This window comes from Streptomyces sp. NPDC030862 (genome assembly GCF_055571835.1).
This window is the reverse complement of sequence record NZ_JBVIEN010000003.1, coordinates 216,775-229,973: the sequence shown is the minus strand read 5'-3', so window position 1 is coordinate 229,973 and position 13,199 is coordinate 216,775. Positions and strand designations below refer to the sequence as shown.

17 protein-coding genes and 1 tRNA gene are annotated in these 13,199 nt (G+C 70.5%); 5 read left to right on the top strand and 13 right to left on the bottom strand.

The window, feature by feature from the left end:
* Nucleotides 1-14: 14 nt before the first annotated feature.
* The 5 genes from ACZ42X_RS09255 to ACZ42X_RS09235 all read right to left on the bottom strand — a co-directional run bounded on the left by ACZ42X_RS09255 (nt 15) and on the right by ACZ42X_RS09235 (nt 3,503).
* Nucleotides 15-692 carry a class E sortase gene (locus ACZ42X_RS09255; protein WP_468286118.1) on the bottom strand — a complete coding sequence of 226 codons (678 nt, stop codon included), beginning with the start codon at nt 690-692 and terminating at the stop codon, nt 15-17.
* A gap of 36 nt (nt 693-728) precedes the next feature.
* Entirely contained in the window at nt 729-1,829 is a 1,101-nt protein-coding gene (locus ACZ42X_RS09250) for a class E sortase (RefSeq protein ID WP_468286116.1), read from the bottom strand.
* The gene (locus ACZ42X_RS09245) at nt 1,826-2,464 is read right to left on the bottom strand and encodes an aminodeoxychorismate/anthranilate synthase component II (protein ID WP_468286114.1); all 639 of its coding nucleotides are present in this window, start codon (nt 2,462-2,464) and stop codon (nt 1,826-1,828) included. Before ACZ42X_RS09245 ends, ACZ42X_RS09250 begins: the two co-directional genes overlap by 4 nt.
* The gene (locus ACZ42X_RS09240) at nt 2,461-2,622 is read right to left on the bottom strand and encodes a hypothetical protein (protein ID WP_355352091.1); all 162 of its coding nucleotides are present in this window, start codon (nt 2,620-2,622) and stop codon (nt 2,461-2,463) included. The genes ACZ42X_RS09245 and ACZ42X_RS09240 overlap by 4 nt, the downstream gene beginning before the upstream one ends.
* 113 nt (nt 2,623-2,735) lie before the next feature.
* Nucleotides 2,736-3,503 carry a DUF881 domain-containing protein gene (locus ACZ42X_RS09235; RefSeq protein WP_468286110.1) on the bottom strand — a complete coding sequence of 256 codons (768 nt, stop codon included), beginning with the start codon at nt 3,501-3,503 and terminating at the stop codon, nt 2,736-2,738.
* A gap of 152 nt (nt 3,504-3,655) precedes the next feature.
* Between ACZ42X_RS09235 and crgA the strand changes: the two genes are divergently transcribed.
* On the top strand, nt 3,656-3,913 hold the full coding sequence (gene crgA, locus ACZ42X_RS09230) for a cell division protein CrgA (RefSeq protein WP_355352097.1): 258 nt from the start codon (nt 3,656-3,658) through the stop codon (nt 3,911-3,913).
* A gap of 238 nt (nt 3,914-4,151) precedes the next feature.
* Here crgA and ACZ42X_RS09225 read toward each other — a convergent pair whose 3' ends face one another.
* Together ACZ42X_RS09225 and ACZ42X_RS09220 are read right to left on the bottom strand one after the other, a co-directional pair.
* The gene (locus ACZ42X_RS09225; RefSeq protein ID WP_468286106.1) at nt 4,152-5,015 is read right to left on the bottom strand and encodes a rhomboid family intramembrane serine protease; all 864 of its coding nucleotides are present in this window, start codon (nt 5,013-5,015) and stop codon (nt 4,152-4,154) included.
* A 77-nt stretch (nt 5,016-5,092) separates the two neighbouring features.
* A complete protein-coding gene (locus tag ACZ42X_RS09220; RefSeq protein ID WP_468286103.1) occupies nt 5,093-5,626 on the bottom strand; it encodes a peptidylprolyl isomerase in 534 nt (177 codons plus the stop codon).
* 179 nt (nt 5,627-5,805) lie between these two features.
* Here ACZ42X_RS09220 and ACZ42X_RS09215 point away from each other — a divergent pair, with 179 nt between their 5' ends.
* Nucleotides 5,806-6,495, top strand: a complete 690-nt coding sequence (locus ACZ42X_RS09215; RefSeq protein ID WP_468286101.1) for a DUF5324 family protein — start codon at nt 5,806-5,808, stop codon at nt 6,493-6,495.
* 4 nt (nt 6,496-6,499) lie between these two features.
* Here ACZ42X_RS09215 and ACZ42X_RS09210 read toward each other — a convergent pair whose 3' ends face one another.
* The 3 genes from ACZ42X_RS09210 to ACZ42X_RS09200 form a co-directional block, all read right to left on the bottom strand.
* Nucleotides 6,500-6,865, bottom strand: coding sequence for a DUF6344 domain-containing protein (locus tag ACZ42X_RS09210; protein ID WP_468286099.1), 366 nt, complete (start codon nt 6,863-6,865; stop codon nt 6,500-6,502).
* Between the two features lie 182 nt (nt 6,866-7,047).
* On the bottom strand, nt 7,048-8,130 hold the full coding sequence (gene arsB / locus ACZ42X_RS09205) for an ACR3 family arsenite efflux transporter (RefSeq protein WP_468286096.1): 1,083 nt from the start codon (nt 8,128-8,130) through the stop codon (nt 7,048-7,050).
* A complete protein-coding gene (locus ACZ42X_RS09200; protein ID WP_468286094.1) occupies nt 8,127-8,435 on the bottom strand; it encodes an ArsR/SmtB family transcription factor in 309 nt (102 codons plus the stop codon). Before ACZ42X_RS09200 ends, arsB begins: the two co-directional genes overlap by 4 nt.
* A gap of 69 nt (nt 8,436-8,504) precedes the next feature.
* Here ACZ42X_RS09200 and ACZ42X_RS09195 point away from each other — a divergent pair, with 69 nt between their 5' ends.
* Entirely contained in the window at nt 8,505-8,936 is a 432-nt protein-coding gene (locus tag ACZ42X_RS09195; protein ID WP_468286092.1) for an arsenate reductase ArsC, read from the top strand.
* Nucleotides 8,937-9,353: 417 nt separating this feature from the next.
* Here the strand turns inward: ACZ42X_RS09195 and ACZ42X_RS09190 are convergent.
* Nucleotides 9,354-9,426, bottom strand: a tRNA-Ala gene (locus tag ACZ42X_RS09190).
* A 151-nt stretch (nt 9,427-9,577) separates the two neighbouring features.
* Between ACZ42X_RS09190 and ACZ42X_RS09185 the strand changes: the two genes are divergently transcribed.
* Nucleotides 9,578-10,126 carry a helix-turn-helix domain-containing protein gene (locus ACZ42X_RS09185; RefSeq protein ID WP_361424242.1) on the top strand — a complete coding sequence of 183 codons (549 nt, stop codon included), beginning with the start codon at nt 9,578-9,580 and terminating at the stop codon, nt 10,124-10,126.
* Between the two features lie 54 nt (nt 10,127-10,180).
* A complete protein-coding gene (locus ACZ42X_RS09180; protein WP_468286088.1) occupies nt 10,181-11,413 on the top strand; it encodes a serine/threonine-protein kinase in 1,233 nt (410 codons plus the stop codon).
* A 13-nt stretch (nt 11,414-11,426) separates the two neighbouring features.
* On the opposite strand, the gene ACZ42X_RS09175 is transcribed toward ACZ42X_RS09180, so the two are convergent.
* Together ACZ42X_RS09175 and ACZ42X_RS09170 are read right to left on the bottom strand one after the other, a co-directional pair.
* Complete coding sequence (locus tag ACZ42X_RS09175) at nt 11,427-12,749, bottom strand: hypothetical protein (protein WP_468286087.1); 1,323 nt, start codon at nt 12,747-12,749, stop codon at nt 11,427-11,429.
* Between the two features lie 186 nt (nt 12,750-12,935).
* Nucleotides 12,936-13,070, bottom strand: coding sequence for a DLW-39 family protein (locus ACZ42X_RS09170; protein ID WP_003958712.1), 135 nt, complete (start codon nt 13,068-13,070; stop codon nt 12,936-12,938).
* Nucleotides 13,071-13,199: the final 129 nt, after the last annotated feature.

Genomic DNA, 13,199 nt, shown 5'->3' with positions numbered 1-13,199 from the left:
CCGTGCGCGTGCCGCTAGCGCAGCTCGGCGGGCGGGGTGCGCTCGGCGTCGACCTTCTCCGTGCGCTCCAGCTCGCCCCAGACGATGTAGCGGTAGTCCGAGGTGTAGACCGGCGTGCAGGTCGTCAGGGTGATGTAGCGGCCCGGCTTCGTCTTGCCCGACTCCTTCGGGACCGGGTCCAGGACGCGGACGTTGAACTTCGACGTCTCCGGGAGGGTCTTGTAGACCTTGTAGACGTACCAGAGGTCCTTCGTCTCGAAGACGATCGCGTCGCCGTGCTTCAGCTTGTGGATGTTGTGGAACTTCGCGCCGTGGCCGTCGCGGTGCGCGGCGAGGGTGAAGTTGCCCTGCTTAGCGGAGGGCAGCGCGGAGGCGATGGGGTCGGTGTAGTAGCCGGCGACGCCGTGGTTGAGGGTGTCGGGGTCGGTGCCCTTCTTGACCAGCACCTCGCCGTTCTTCATCGCCGGTACGTGGAGGAAGCCGATGCCGCCCTTGGTGTCGAGCGCGCCGGGGCCGGCCGACACCCATGCGTGGCGTACGTCCTCGCCCTGCTTGTCCGCCTCGCGGTCGGCGAGCACGTTCGTCCACCACAGGGAGTAGACGACGAAGAGGCCCATCACCAGGCCCGCGGTGATCAGCAGTTCACCGAAGACACTGATGAAGCCGGCGATCCGGCTGCGCGCACGTGCCACTGCATCTGTCCCGTCGAAAAGTCTGGAAGTCGGTCGTCAGCCTACGAGCGCGTCCGGTTTCCCCTTGCTGCGTGGGCGTTCCTCGACCATCTTGCCCCACACGATCAGGCGGTACGTACTGGTGAACTCGGGGGTGCAGGTGGTGAGCGTGAGGTAGCGGCCGGGGCCCTTGAAGCCGGAGCCTGCCGGGACGGGCTGGATCACCGCGATGTTGGAGGGCGGCGTCTGCGGCAGGATGCTCGTCATCTCGTACGTGTAGAACGCGTCCTGCGTCTCGACGACGATGGGGTCGCCCGGCTGGAGGCGGTTGATGTAGCGGAACGGTTCGCCGTGGGTGTTGCGGTGCCCGGCGACCGCGAAGTTGCCCTGCTTGTCGGAGGGCATGGCGGTCTTGAGGGCGCCCTCGGCGTAGTGGCCGACCATGCCGCGGTCGAGGACCTTCTCCTTGTCGATGCCCTCGGCGATCGGCACGACGACGTCGAGCTTCGGGATGTACATGATCGCGAAGCCCTGGCCGGGCTCGAACGCGCCGGGCTTGCGGCCCTCCGCCCAGGCCTCCTCGATGCCCTTCTTCGCCTCGTCGGCCTGCAGGCCGGCGCGGATGTTGGTCCACCACAGCTGGTACGTGACGAAGAGGAGCATCACGACGCCGAAGGTGATGAAGAGCTCGCCCAGCACGCGGCTCGCGACCACGCCGACGCTGTCCTTGCGGGCGCGGGCGGCGCGCCGGGCCTCGACGCGCGTCAGCGGCCGGTCGGGGCCGGCCGGGGACGGTGCGGCCGGCGCGGGGGCGTGCTTGCCGGCGCGGCGGCGGCCACGGCCCTTGGCGGCCTTGCGGCGCTCGGCGCGGCCGCCGGGCGCGGGGCGGTCGGACGTGGGCTCTGGCGTGGGCGCGGCGCGGCGGGTGTCCTCGGTGCGGAGGGCCATCGTCTCGGGGTCGGGTGCCTCGGGCACCTCGGGCGCTTCGGGCACTGCGGGTGCCCCGGGCACCTCGTACGAAGACGGGTCGTACGTCGACGTCTCGTACGTCGGCGTCTCGTACGTCGGCGCCGGAAGCGGAGGATCTGGTTCCGGCGGGAGGTTCGCGGCCCGGAACCACGGCGAACCGTGCTCGTGCTCCGGGCGCACGGGGGTCACGCGACGGCCTTGCCCACCACCGGCGCGAGCCCTGCCGACCGGCCGACCGCGCCGGTGTCGCCGCACTGCTCCAGCCAGTTGGCGAGCATCAGGTGCCCGTGCTCCGTGAGCACCGACTCCGGGTGGAACTGGACCCCCTCCACCGCCAGCTCACGGTGGCGCAGCCCCATGATGATGCCGTCCTCCGTCCACGCCGTGACCTCCAGCTCGTCGGGCAGATCGCCCGGCTCCGCGGCCAGCGAGTGGTACCGGGTCGCGGTGAAGGGCGACGGCAGCCCGGCGAAGACGCCGCGGCCCTCGTGCGTGACGAGCGAGGTCTTGCCGTGCAGCAGCTCGGGGGCGCGGTCGACGACGCCGCCGTACGCCACGGCCATCGACTGCATGCCGAGGCAGACGCCGAAGACGGGGACACCGGTGTCGGCGCAGTGCCGGACCATGTCGACGCAGACCCCGGCCTCCTCGGGCGTACCGGGGCCCGGCGAGAGCAGGACGCCGTCGAAGCCGTCCTGCGCGTGGCTCAGCTCGACCTGGTCGTTGCGCCGGACCTCGCACTCGGCGCCCAGCTGGTACAGGTACTGGACCAGGTTGAAGACGAAGCTGTCGTAGTTGTCGACGACGAGGATGCGCGCGCTCACTGTCCGTCCACCGTCACATCGTTGAACGGAAGCAGAGGCTCCGCCCAGGGGAACACGTACTGGAAGAGCACGTAGACCACCGCCAGGATCAGGACGAGCGAAATGACCGCCCGCACCCAGGCGTTGCCCGGCAGATGCCGCCAGATCCAGCCGTACATGACGTCTGCTGGTCCTTCCTCGAATGCCCTTCGATACCGCACCAGAGTACGGGTCCGGACCGCCCGATGGGTCAGCTGTCCACAGCTGACCGCCCGGCTCCCAGGTCGTGTCCCTAGGAAGTCGGCTTGGCGTAGTGCAGATCCACGGGGCCCGAGTAGCCGGGCAGCGTCACCGCGTCGTGCTCGTCGACCTTCCAGCCGAGACCGTACGCCTTCACGTACAGCAGGTAGTTCTGGACGGCCGTGGAGCCCTCCAGCGCGCGCTGGAGCTTCCCGGTGTCACCCACTGCCGTGATCTTGTAGGGCGGGGAGTAGACGCGGCCCTGGAGGATGAGGGTGTTGCCGACGCAGCGGACCGCGCTGGTGGAGATCAGCCGCTGGTCCATGACGCGGATGCCCTGGGCGCCGCCCTTCCACAGGGCGTTGACGACCGCCTGGAGGTCCTGCTGGTGGATCACCAGGTCGTTGGCCTGCGGCTCCGGGTAGCCGGGGGCGGCCTGGGCGTCGGGCGGGGCGTCGTTGAGGGTGACGGTCAGACCGCGGCCGGCGACGGGCGTCGTGCCCGCGGTCTTCTCCAGGGCGCCGAGCTTCTCGTCCTCCGCCTTGGTGGAGCCGTCGTCGCGGCGGGCCAGGGCGTCGACCTCGCCGCGTACCACCGCGGTGGACTCGTCGAGCTCGGCGTTCTTCCGGCTGCGCTCGGCGATCAGGTCGGAGAGTTTGAGCAGCGAGGCGTCCTCGCGGATGTTGGTGCCCTTGGCGGTGTTGAAGCTCGTCACGAAGATCAGGCCGGCGAGCGCGAAGACGCCGGCGGTGAGCACCCGGACCGGTCGCCAGGTGCGGCGCCGGGCGGGCTCTGCTGGAGAGTCGGCGGAATTGCTCAACGTACCCTTATCTCCTTCAGCGCCGCGGAAGCACTACGCTAACGGACGCCCGGGTGAGGCAGTGGTCCCCCTCGCTCTCAGCCCCGGCGACAGCAGCACACACGCCACAGTTCCCTGCGCGGTCACGCAGCGCATCGACAGGAGAGTCCCTCGTGCCGAAGTCACGTATCCGCAAGAAGGCCGACTTCACGCCGCCGCCGGCCGCGAAGCAGGCGACCACCATCAAGCTGACCAACCGCAGCTGGGTGGCACCGGTGATGCTGGCGCTCTTCGCCATCGGGCTCGCCTGGATCGTCGTCTTCTACGTCACCGACGGCTCGCTGCCCATCAAGTCGCTCACCAACTGGAACATCGTGGTCGGCTTCGGCTTCATCGCCGGCGGCTTCGGCGTCTCCACCCAGTGGAAGTGACGGCTACGGCGTAGCCGTCAAGCCGTACCCAGAGGTTATCCACAGCGTTGTGCACAGGCCAGTGGAAAAAGGTCAGACGATCTGTGGATAACCTCCACGATGTTGACGCCGATGTGACTGCGCACACCCCTCGCCTCGCCGCGTAAAACCGCAGGTCAACAGCGAGGGGCACAGACGTTCCCCACCCGGTGCACAAGATCCGCCACCCGTTGTGGACAACGATGGGGAAAGCTTGTGCTCAGCTGAGCGCGGCGGTCCTCAGAACCACAGCCGCCAGCGTCAACACGACGATCAGCCCACAGGCCGCCCACTGGGTCACCCGGCGCCGCTCGCGCGGGACGCCGACCATCCCGTACGCCATCACCGCGCCGGCGACCAGCCCGCCGATGTGCGCCTGCCAGGCGATGTTGTCCCAGAAGAAGGTCAGCACCAGGTTCAGCACGAGCAGGGTCATCACCGGCCGCATGTCGTACTTGAGCCGGCGCATGAGCACCACCGTCGCGCCCAGCAGACCGAAGACCGCGCCGGACGCCCCGAGAGAGGGCGAGTTCAGATCCGCCTCGAGGTAGGTGAAGGCGCTGCCCGCGAGCGCGGAGAGCAGATAGAGGGCGAGGTAGCGGGCCCGCCCGAGCGCCGCCTCCAGGGGGCCGCCGAGCCACCACACGCCCAGCATGTTGAAGCCGATGTGCCAGATCTCCCAGTGCAGGAACGCCGCCGTCAGCAGCCGGTACCACTCGCCGTCCGCGACGCCGACCACCTCGCCGAGCTGCGGCACGAAGGCGAGCCCGATGAGGTCCAGCTGGTGCAGCAGCTCCGGCTTGGCCCGTACGGCCAGGAACACCGCCAGGTTGACGGCGATGAGGATCTTGGTGATGAGCTGGGGGTCGCCGGCCGTGATCACACCGCCCGCGACCGTACGCGGCCGGCTGTCCGAGGGCGCGTCGCCGGTGCCCGACCCGCCGCGCACGCACTCGGGGCACTGGAAGCCGACCGACGCCTCGACCATGCAGTCCGGGCAGATCGGCCGCTCGCAGCGGGTGCACCGGATGCCGGTCTCCACGCCCGGATGGCGATAACAGCTCGGCGCCTGCGCCTGCTCCATGGGGTTCCCCTCTCAACGCGACGCCCCGTCCATCCTTAGGGACGGACGGGGCGGGGCGAAAAGTGCCCGGTCAGGCCTCAGCTCTTGCGGGATTCGATCACGACGGACTCGATGACCACATCCTGCACCGGACGGTCGGTGCGCGGGTTGGTCGGGGTGGCGACGATCGCGTCCACGACCCGCTTGCTCGCGTCGTCGGCGACCTCGCCGAAGATGGTGTGCTTCCCGGTCAGCCAGGTCGTCGGGGCGACCGTGATGAAGAACTGCGAGCCGTTGGTGCCCGGCCCGGCGTTGGCCATGGCCAGCAGGTACGGCTTGGTGAAGCCCAGCTCCGGGTGGAACTCGTCGGCGAACTCGTAACCGGGGCCGCCCGTGCCGTTGCCCAGCGGGTCGCCGCCCTGGATCATGAAGCCGCCGATGACGCGGTGGAAGACCGTGCCGTCGTAGAGCGGGTCCGTGCTCTTCACGCCGGTGGCCGGGTTGGTCCACTCGCGCTCGCCCTTGGCGAGCTCCACGAAGTTCCTGACCGTCTTCGGGGCGTGGAACGGCAGGAGCCGGATCGCGATGTCGCCCATGGTGGTCTTCAGGGTGGCGTAAAGCTGCTCGGCCACGGTGTGCCTTCCGTAAGTCTGGTCTGACGTCGGTCTGCTCCGACGTCCGCCGATCCTCCCACGGGAGGCGGCCGATGCCCCGGATGCCCGTACCGCATGCCGAGGATGAGGGCGGCAGGCATGATTTCAAAAAGGACGGAAAGGCGAATAGCGACCCCGCCACCGAGGAGGAGGATCCCGTGACCCGCAAGGACAGCGTGCGCGCCGCGACCGATTCGGCAATGGACAGCGTGCGGCACGCCGCGGAAGTGGTGGCGCCCTACGCGAGCACGGCGAAGGACTCGGCCGTGCACTACGCGACCGAAGCGCGCGTAAGGGTCGCGCCGAAGGTCTCGATGGCCGCGCATCAGGCCCGTACGCAGGCCCGTGCCCAGTACGACTCGATGGTCGCGCCGCATGTGCCGCCGAAGCTCGACAAGGCCGCGCAGCGTGCGATGACGCAGACCCGCAAGGCCGCGCGCGAGGCGGCGCGGTACACGGCGCCGCGCATGGAGAAGGCGATGGCGGCGGCCCAGCCCGTACGGGCCGAGGCGATGAACCGCTCGGCCGCGGCGGTGGCCGCGCTGCGGGGCCAGGTGACGGCCCGGGAGATCCAGCGGCTCGTCCGGAGGCACGAGCGCCGGGCGAAGGCCGGGCGGATGTTCAAGGGCGTGGCGCTCGCGGGGATGCTGGCGGGTGCCGCGTTCGCCGCGTGGAAGTGGTGGGACAAGCAGGCCAACCCCGACTGGCTGGTGGAGCCGCCGGCTGCGACCGAGGTCTCGGAGGGCCCGGTCACGTCGGTCGACGGCAGTGTGGCGCCGCTGGACCCGGAGGTGGAGGCCAAGCAGGCGGAGAGCGAGGCGTCCGACCGGAACCGCGAGGACCGTTAGGCCGCTAGGCCGCGAGGGCCAGGTCCGTCAGGTCGGGCTCAGCGGGGGCGGCAGCCGGCAGATGGCGCACGGAGGGCGATGATCCGTGCGCCTCGGCGCGGATGCGCTGCTTGATCGTGGGCGGCAGGGCCCGGGGCCGTACGCGTACGGGTGACGCGGCGCGCTGCACGGGCACGACGGCGGAGGCGGAGGCCGAGGCGGAGCCGGAGGCCGAGGCGGCCGGGAGCGCCGGCGCCGCCTTCGCCGCGGTGCCGTGGCCGTTCGCCGCGGCGCCGTGGCCGAACCCCAGGGCTCCGAGGAGTGCGGTCAGCAGGGCGATCAGTGGAGAGATGAGCGTCCGGACGTACGACGTGAAGCTGACGGCGGCCATGGCCCCTCGCTTTCTTGGGCGATTTGCATACCTTTCTCATGATGTGTATGTGTCCCGAAAGCGCGAGCACCGGCGCCGCGCCCCGGCAGATCTTCCGATGAACTGCACTCATCCGGAGCAACAAAAGTGGAGCAGTAAAAGTTGGGCCCTGTCCGCGATCTCGGACAGGGCCCCGTGCGGCCTCACGCGGCGGCGAACTTCTTCCGCCAGGCGAGGGAGACGTACACCAGCGCCACGAGGACCGGTACCTCGATGAGCGGGCCGACGACGCCCGAGAGGGCCTGGCCGGAGGTGACGCCGAAGGTGGCGATGGCGACGGCGATGGCGAGCTCGAAGTTGTTGCCGGCGGCGGTGAAGGCGAGCGTCGCGGTGCGGTCGTAGGTCAGGCCGATGGCCTTGCCCAGCAGGAACGTGCCGAACCACATCACCGCGAAGTACACGAGGAGCGGGAGCGCGATGCGGGCGACGTCGAGCGGCTGCGAGGTGATGGTCTTCCCCTGGAGGGCGAAGAGGATGACGATCGTGAAGAGCAGGCCGTAGAGGGCCCACGGGCCGATCTTCGGCAGGAAGCCGGTCTCGTACGTCTCACGGCCGAGCTTCTTCTCGCCGATGCGGCGGGTCAGGAAGCCCGCGGCGAGCGGCACGCCGAGGAAGATGACGACGTTGAGCGCGATGCCCCACATGGAGATGTCCAGCGACTCCCCGTCGCCCAGGCCGAGCCAGCCGGGCAGCAGGTCCAGGTAGAACCAGCCGAGCAGGCCGAAGGCGAGGACCTGGAAGACCGAGTTGAGCGCGACGAGGACGGCGGCGGCTTCACGGTCGCCGCAGGCGAGGTCGTTCCAGATGACGACCATGGCGATGCAGCGGGCGAGGCCGACGATGATCAGGCCGGTGCGGTACTCGGGCAGGTCGGGCAGGAAGGCCCAGGCCAGCGCGAACATCACCGCGGGGCCGAGGACCCAGTTGACGACGAGCGACGAGAGCATCAGCTTCTTGTCGCCGGTGACCGCGTCGAGACGGTCGTACCGGACCTTCGCGAGGACCGGGTACATCATGATCAGCAGGCCGGCGGCGATGGGCAGCGAGATTCCGCCGATCTCGACCTTCGCGAGCGCGTCGTTCAGACCAGGGATCGCGCGGCCCAGGCCCAGCCCGAGGGCCATCGCGAGGAGGATCCAGACGGCGAGGAAGCGGTCGAGCGTGGAGAGTTTCGCGACGACGGATGGTTCCCCGGTGGTGGTCGCGGGTGCTTCGGTACGGGTCACGGACAGGCCCTCTTGTTGTCGGCGGCGGTACGAGCGGTGGCGGCCAGCTCGGCGAATCGGTCGGCAAGGTGCGCGATGACGTCCGGGCGCAGCCTGTAGTACGTGAACCGGCCACACGGCTCGGTGTCCACGACCCCCGCCTCCCGCAGCACCCTCAGGTGGTTGGAGAGGTTCGTCTGGCGGGCCCCGGTCTCCTCCACGAGGTGGGTGGTGCAGAGGGTCTCGCGGGCGAGCAGGGTCACGATCCGGAGCCTCAGCGGGTCGGCCAGAACCCGGATCAGATCAGTGTCGACTGACGTCATCATGGACTGATACTCTCACATCACCGACGGCTGATACGTGCCGACGGCTGATACGTGCGAAGAGAGACCTCGATGGCCGACAAGCCCTCCGTGCTGTTCGTCTGCGTGCACAACGCGGGCCGCTCCCAGATGGCCGCCGCCTGGCTGCACCACCTCGCCGGGGACCGGATCGAGGTGCGCTCCGCCGGGTCCGCCCCCGCCGACGCCGTCAACCCGGCCGCCGTCGAGGCCATGCGCGAGGTCGGCATCGACATGTCCGCCGAGACGCCCAAGATCCTCACCGTCGACGCGGTCAAGGCGTCCGACGTCTGCATCACCATGGGCTGCGGTGACACCTGCCCGGTCTTCCCCGGCAAGCGCTACCTGGACTGGAAGCTGGACGATCCGGCCGGCCAGGGCGTCGAAGCCGTACGGCCCATCCGCGACGAGATCAGGAAGCTCGTCGAAGGGCTCATCGAGGAGATCGACGCCAGCCGGAACCAGCCGGCCAGCACGAACGGGTAGAGCAGGTACCCGAAGCGGGTGGCCGGAGCCAGGCACATGGCCAGGAGCAGCCCCACCGCCAGGAGGTCCGCCGCCGCGCGCGCGTCACGCGGCGGCCGCCTGAAGAGGTGGACGCCCACCGCCACGGCGGCGAGCACCAGCGCTCCGGCCGCGAGCACGAACGCGCGGCCCCACATCCCGGGCCACCACCGGCGGCGGGACGGTCGACCGGTCTGCCCTCATGCGTACGCCTCCTCGGGCCGGAAGCGCACGACTCTGCGGACGAAGGGCCGTTGAGGTCGTCACACGGGGGTCGCATCCGTCGGACCAACCCGCGGTGCTACGCGCCGACGGCGGTCCTCGGAGGTCGGGGGCGTACGGCAACGAAAGGCCCCCTCCGACCGGCGGATCCGCAGGTCGGAGGGGGCGCAAGAGGTGTGGAGCCTAGGGGAGTCGAACCCCTGACATCTGCCATGCAAAGACAGCGCTCTACCAACTGAGCTAAGGCCCCGCGCCGGCCGACGAGCGGCCGGTGCCGCAGACCAGAGTACCGGGTGCCGGGGGGTGTACCGCAAAAGGATTGGGACTCCCCCGGAACGACCACTCTCCGTAAGATGCTGGACAGGTTCGCAGCCGCGAACCACAGCGATGGGGAGACGCATATGGATACGGCACAGCAGGAAGCGACCGCGAGAGCCAGAGAGCTCCAGCGCAGTTGGTACGGGGAGCCACTGGGGGCGCTCTTCCGCCGGCTCATCGACGATCTGGGCCTGAACCAGGCCCGTCTCGCGGCGGTGCTCGGGCTGTCGGCTCCGATGCTCTCCCAGCTGATGAGCGGTCAGCGCGCCAAGATCGGCAATCCTGCCGTGGTGCAGCGCGTGCAGGCCCTCCAGGAGCTGGCGAGCCAGGTCGCCGACGGCAGCGTGAGCGCCGCCGAGGCCACCGACCGGATGGACGAGATCAAGAGGTCCCAGGGAGGCTCGGTGCTCACCGGATCCAGCCAGACGACCGCCAGCTCGGGGGCGCCGACGGTCAAGCGCGTGGTCCGGGAGATCCAGTCGCTGCTGCGCTCCGTCTCGGCGGCCGGTGACATCATCGATGCGGCCGACTCGCTCGCACCCACCCACCCGGAGCTGGCAGAGTTCCTCCGGGTGTACGGCGCCGGGCGCACCGCGGACGCGGTCGCCCACTACGAGTCGCACCAGAGCTGACACAGCTGACAGCAGGCCGAGCGGGAGCGGACGGACGGGGAGCGGCGCAGCGCGATGGGTGAGGTCTTCGCGGGTCGGTACGAGTTGGCCGACCCGATCGGGCGTGGTGGTGTGGGCGCCGTCTGGCGCGCCTGGGACCACCGCCGGCGCCGTTACGTCGCGGCCAAGGTGCTCCAGCAGAGCGACGCGCACACGCTGCTGCGCTTCGTACGCGAACAGGCGCTGAGGATCGACCACCCGCACGTCCTCGCCCCGGCCAGCTGGGCCGCGGACGACGACAAGGTGCTGTTCACCATGGACCTGGTGAGCGGTGGGTCGCTGGCCCATGTCATAGGGGACTACGGGCCGTTGCCGCCCCGCTTCGTCTGCACCCTGCTCGATCAGCTGTTGTCCGGACTGGCCGCGGTGCACGCGGAGGGGGTCGTGCACCGCGACATCAAGCCGGCCAACATCCTGCTGGAGGCGACCGGAACCGGACGGCCGCATCTGCGGCTGTCCGACTTCGGCATCTCGATGCGCAAGGGCGAGCCCCGGCTGACCGAGACGAACTACGTGGTCGGTACGCCGGGTTACTTCGCACCCGAGCAACTGATGGGCGCGGAGCCCGACTTCCCGGCCGACCTGTTCGCGGTCGGTCTGGTCGCCCTGTACCTGCTGCAGGGTCAGAAGCCGGACGCACAGGCGCTGGTGGACCACTTCACGGTGTACGGCACGCCCGGCGCCCCGCAGGGCATCCCGGAGCCGCTGTGGCAGGTCCTGGCGGGCCTGCTCCAGCCCGACCCGCAGACCCGTTTCCGTACGGCGACGGGCGCGCGCAAGGCGCTGGCGGCGGCGGTCGAGCTGCTGCCCGAAGCCGACGGGACCGAGGAGCCCGTCGAGGTCTTCGACCAACTCGGTCCGCTCCCGGCCGGTTTCGGCCCGGAGGGACCCATCACGGCCGTTCCGGACCCGGTGCCGGCACCGGCACCGGCTCCCATGCCCGCACAGGTGCCCACGCCCGCACCCACACCCGCGCCCGAAGCCGTCGCGGTGCCGCCCGCGCCCGTGACGGCCCCTGTGTACGCGCAGCCCGCGCCGTCCACGCCGTCCGAAACGGGGAGCTTCCACCTCGCCCCGCCGGCTCCGGCGACACCGACGCGCCCCTACACCGCCGCACAGGCCACCACGCAGCCCACCGCCCGCCCCGTGCCGAAGCGGCCCGGGCCGTCCGCGAAGGTGGCGGTACCGGTGCTACTGACCGCGCTGCTCTGTTTCGCCGTCGGGATCTGGGCGCTCACCCAGATCTGAACGCCCGCTCCGCTCAGAGCGCCGCGCGCCGCCGCGCCAGCAGCGTCCACACCCCGAGCCCGAGCACCAGCACGGTCCCGCTGCCGATCCCGGCCGCCGCGACGGCCTTCATCGTGCCGCTGCGCTCCGCCTCCGGGCCGCTCTGCCCGCTGGCCGCCTGCTCCTTGTCGTCCTGCGTGACGCTGAAGATCCCGGCCGGACCGTCGTACGCGGGCGCCGGCCGCGCCTCGCCCCGGACGTTGACGCGCAGCGTCAGCCCGTACGGCTTCTTCCCGAACTTCTCGCCCACCTCGGGGCTGAGGCTGACCTGCAGGTAGTACCAGCCCGCGAACCGCATGTCCTCGAACTTGGCGCTGGAGTCGAAGCGGTTCTCGTACCGCACCGGCGGCAGCGGGTCGAGCGCCGCCGCCTTCTGCTTGCCGTCGTACGAGACCGAGCCGACGTCACCGACGACACCCTGCATGGGGTTGAACAGCGTCATGGAGAGCGCGCTGCCGACGAAGCCCTGGCCGCCCGCCGAGCTGCCGAGGTCCGCGCTGGCGAAGATCTGCTGGCCCCAGTCCACCGGCACCCGGTAGAAGCGGGACTGGCCGGGTTCGATCCGGTCGGTCCACTCGCCCTGCGTGAGGCCGGTCGCGTCGAAGAAGCCGGCGCCGCCGTGCCGTTCGCGAGGGCCGCCGGCCGGAGGCGGGGGCGAGGCGCTGGGCCAGGCCGACGGCGCGGCCGTCGGGCCGACCTCCTTCACCTTGGGCTCGGTCTGGTGCCGGAGCTCCAGCTCCCACGGCTCGGCCCCGCCCTTGCCGTCGGTTGTCGTGCGCTCGACGACCACGTAGTACGAGTCGGCCTTCTGGCAGGAGGTGGAGCCCTTCTCGATGGTCCGGTGCGCGTAGGCGGCCAGCGGACGCGGGAACTCGGCGGAGCGGAACCGGCCGTCGTTGGAGCTGCACTCGTACCCGTCGCGGTCCTGGAGCGAGACCTCCAGGCCGTCGGAGTAGCCGACCTCGGTGCCCGGCCTGGGTACGGCCACGGCGGAGACGTACGCGTCCCGCTCCGCGTCCAGGTCGATGCGGTAGACCAGCTTCTCGCCGCGGTCGATGGTGTCCCGGTACGTCCCGCCGGTGGTCAGCCGCGGGGCCTCACTGGTGCTGGCGGCACCTTTCACCTGCCGGGCGCCCTCGGCGAAGGTGTACGGCGTCGGCTGCCCGGCCGCGCGAGCCTGCCCGGCCGCCCATGTCTGCGCGCCCAGCACCACCACGGCGCCCATCGCCGCCGCCCCGGCGACCGCCCTGGCAACCGTCCCGGCCGCCGCCTTGCCGCCGCCCCGCCGCCTCTTCACGCTCTTCCCCTCCGTACGCGTACCAGCTCCGAGCGGGCACCATCCTGCCCCGCCCGTCCCCGCGCTGTCTGCCGCCCCTCAGCCACTTTGCAGGCGCAACCTAAATATTCGCTGTCGGGAACGGTGGACAGCACGAGGCCCCGACCGCTTCAGCGGCCGGGGCCCGTACGCAGACTGCGTGTCGTCTCACACACCGGAACCTGCGGGCACGGAGTCGGTCGCCTCCGTCCACAGGTCCTGCTCGGCGCGATCCGCCTGGATCTGGCGGTACACGAGGAGCCCGCCGATGGCGGCCAGTGCGACCAGGAGAAGCTTCTTCACCGCGCGACCTCGTCTTTCGTTGACGTAGGAGACCTTATGGCGCCCGACTATACACACCGGCCGAGACCATACGGTGACCTACGTCCGCCGAAGAAGGCACGGGAAAAGCGATCGGCCCGGTCGGATTCC

Coding starts and splice junctions, on each gene's coding strand:
- ACZ42X_RS09240 (WP_355352091.1), bottom strand. CDS start 2,622: ATGTACGGCTGGATCTGGCGGCATCTGCCGGGCAACGCCTGGGTGCGG.
- ACZ42X_RS09200 (WP_468286094.1), bottom strand. CDS start 8,435: ATGATGACGTCAGTCGACACTGATCTGATCCGGGTTCTGGCCGACCCG.
- ACZ42X_RS09225 (WP_468286106.1), bottom strand. CDS start 5,015: ATGGAGCAGGCGCAGGCGCCGAGCTGTTATCGCCATCCGGGCGTGGAG.
- ACZ42X_RS09180 (WP_468286088.1), top strand. CDS start 10,181: ATGGGTGAGGTCTTCGCGGGTCGGTACGAGTTGGCCGACCCGATCGGG.
- ACZ42X_RS09210 (WP_468286099.1), bottom strand. CDS start 6,865: ATGGCCGCCGTCAGCTTCACGTCGTACGTCCGGACGCTCATCTCTCCA.
- ACZ42X_RS09185 (WP_361424242.1), top strand. CDS start 9,578: ATGGATACGGCACAGCAGGAAGCGACCGCGAGAGCCAGAGAGCTCCAG.
- ACZ42X_RS09195 (WP_468286092.1), top strand. CDS start 8,505: ATGGCCGACAAGCCCTCCGTGCTGTTCGTCTGCGTGCACAACGCGGGC.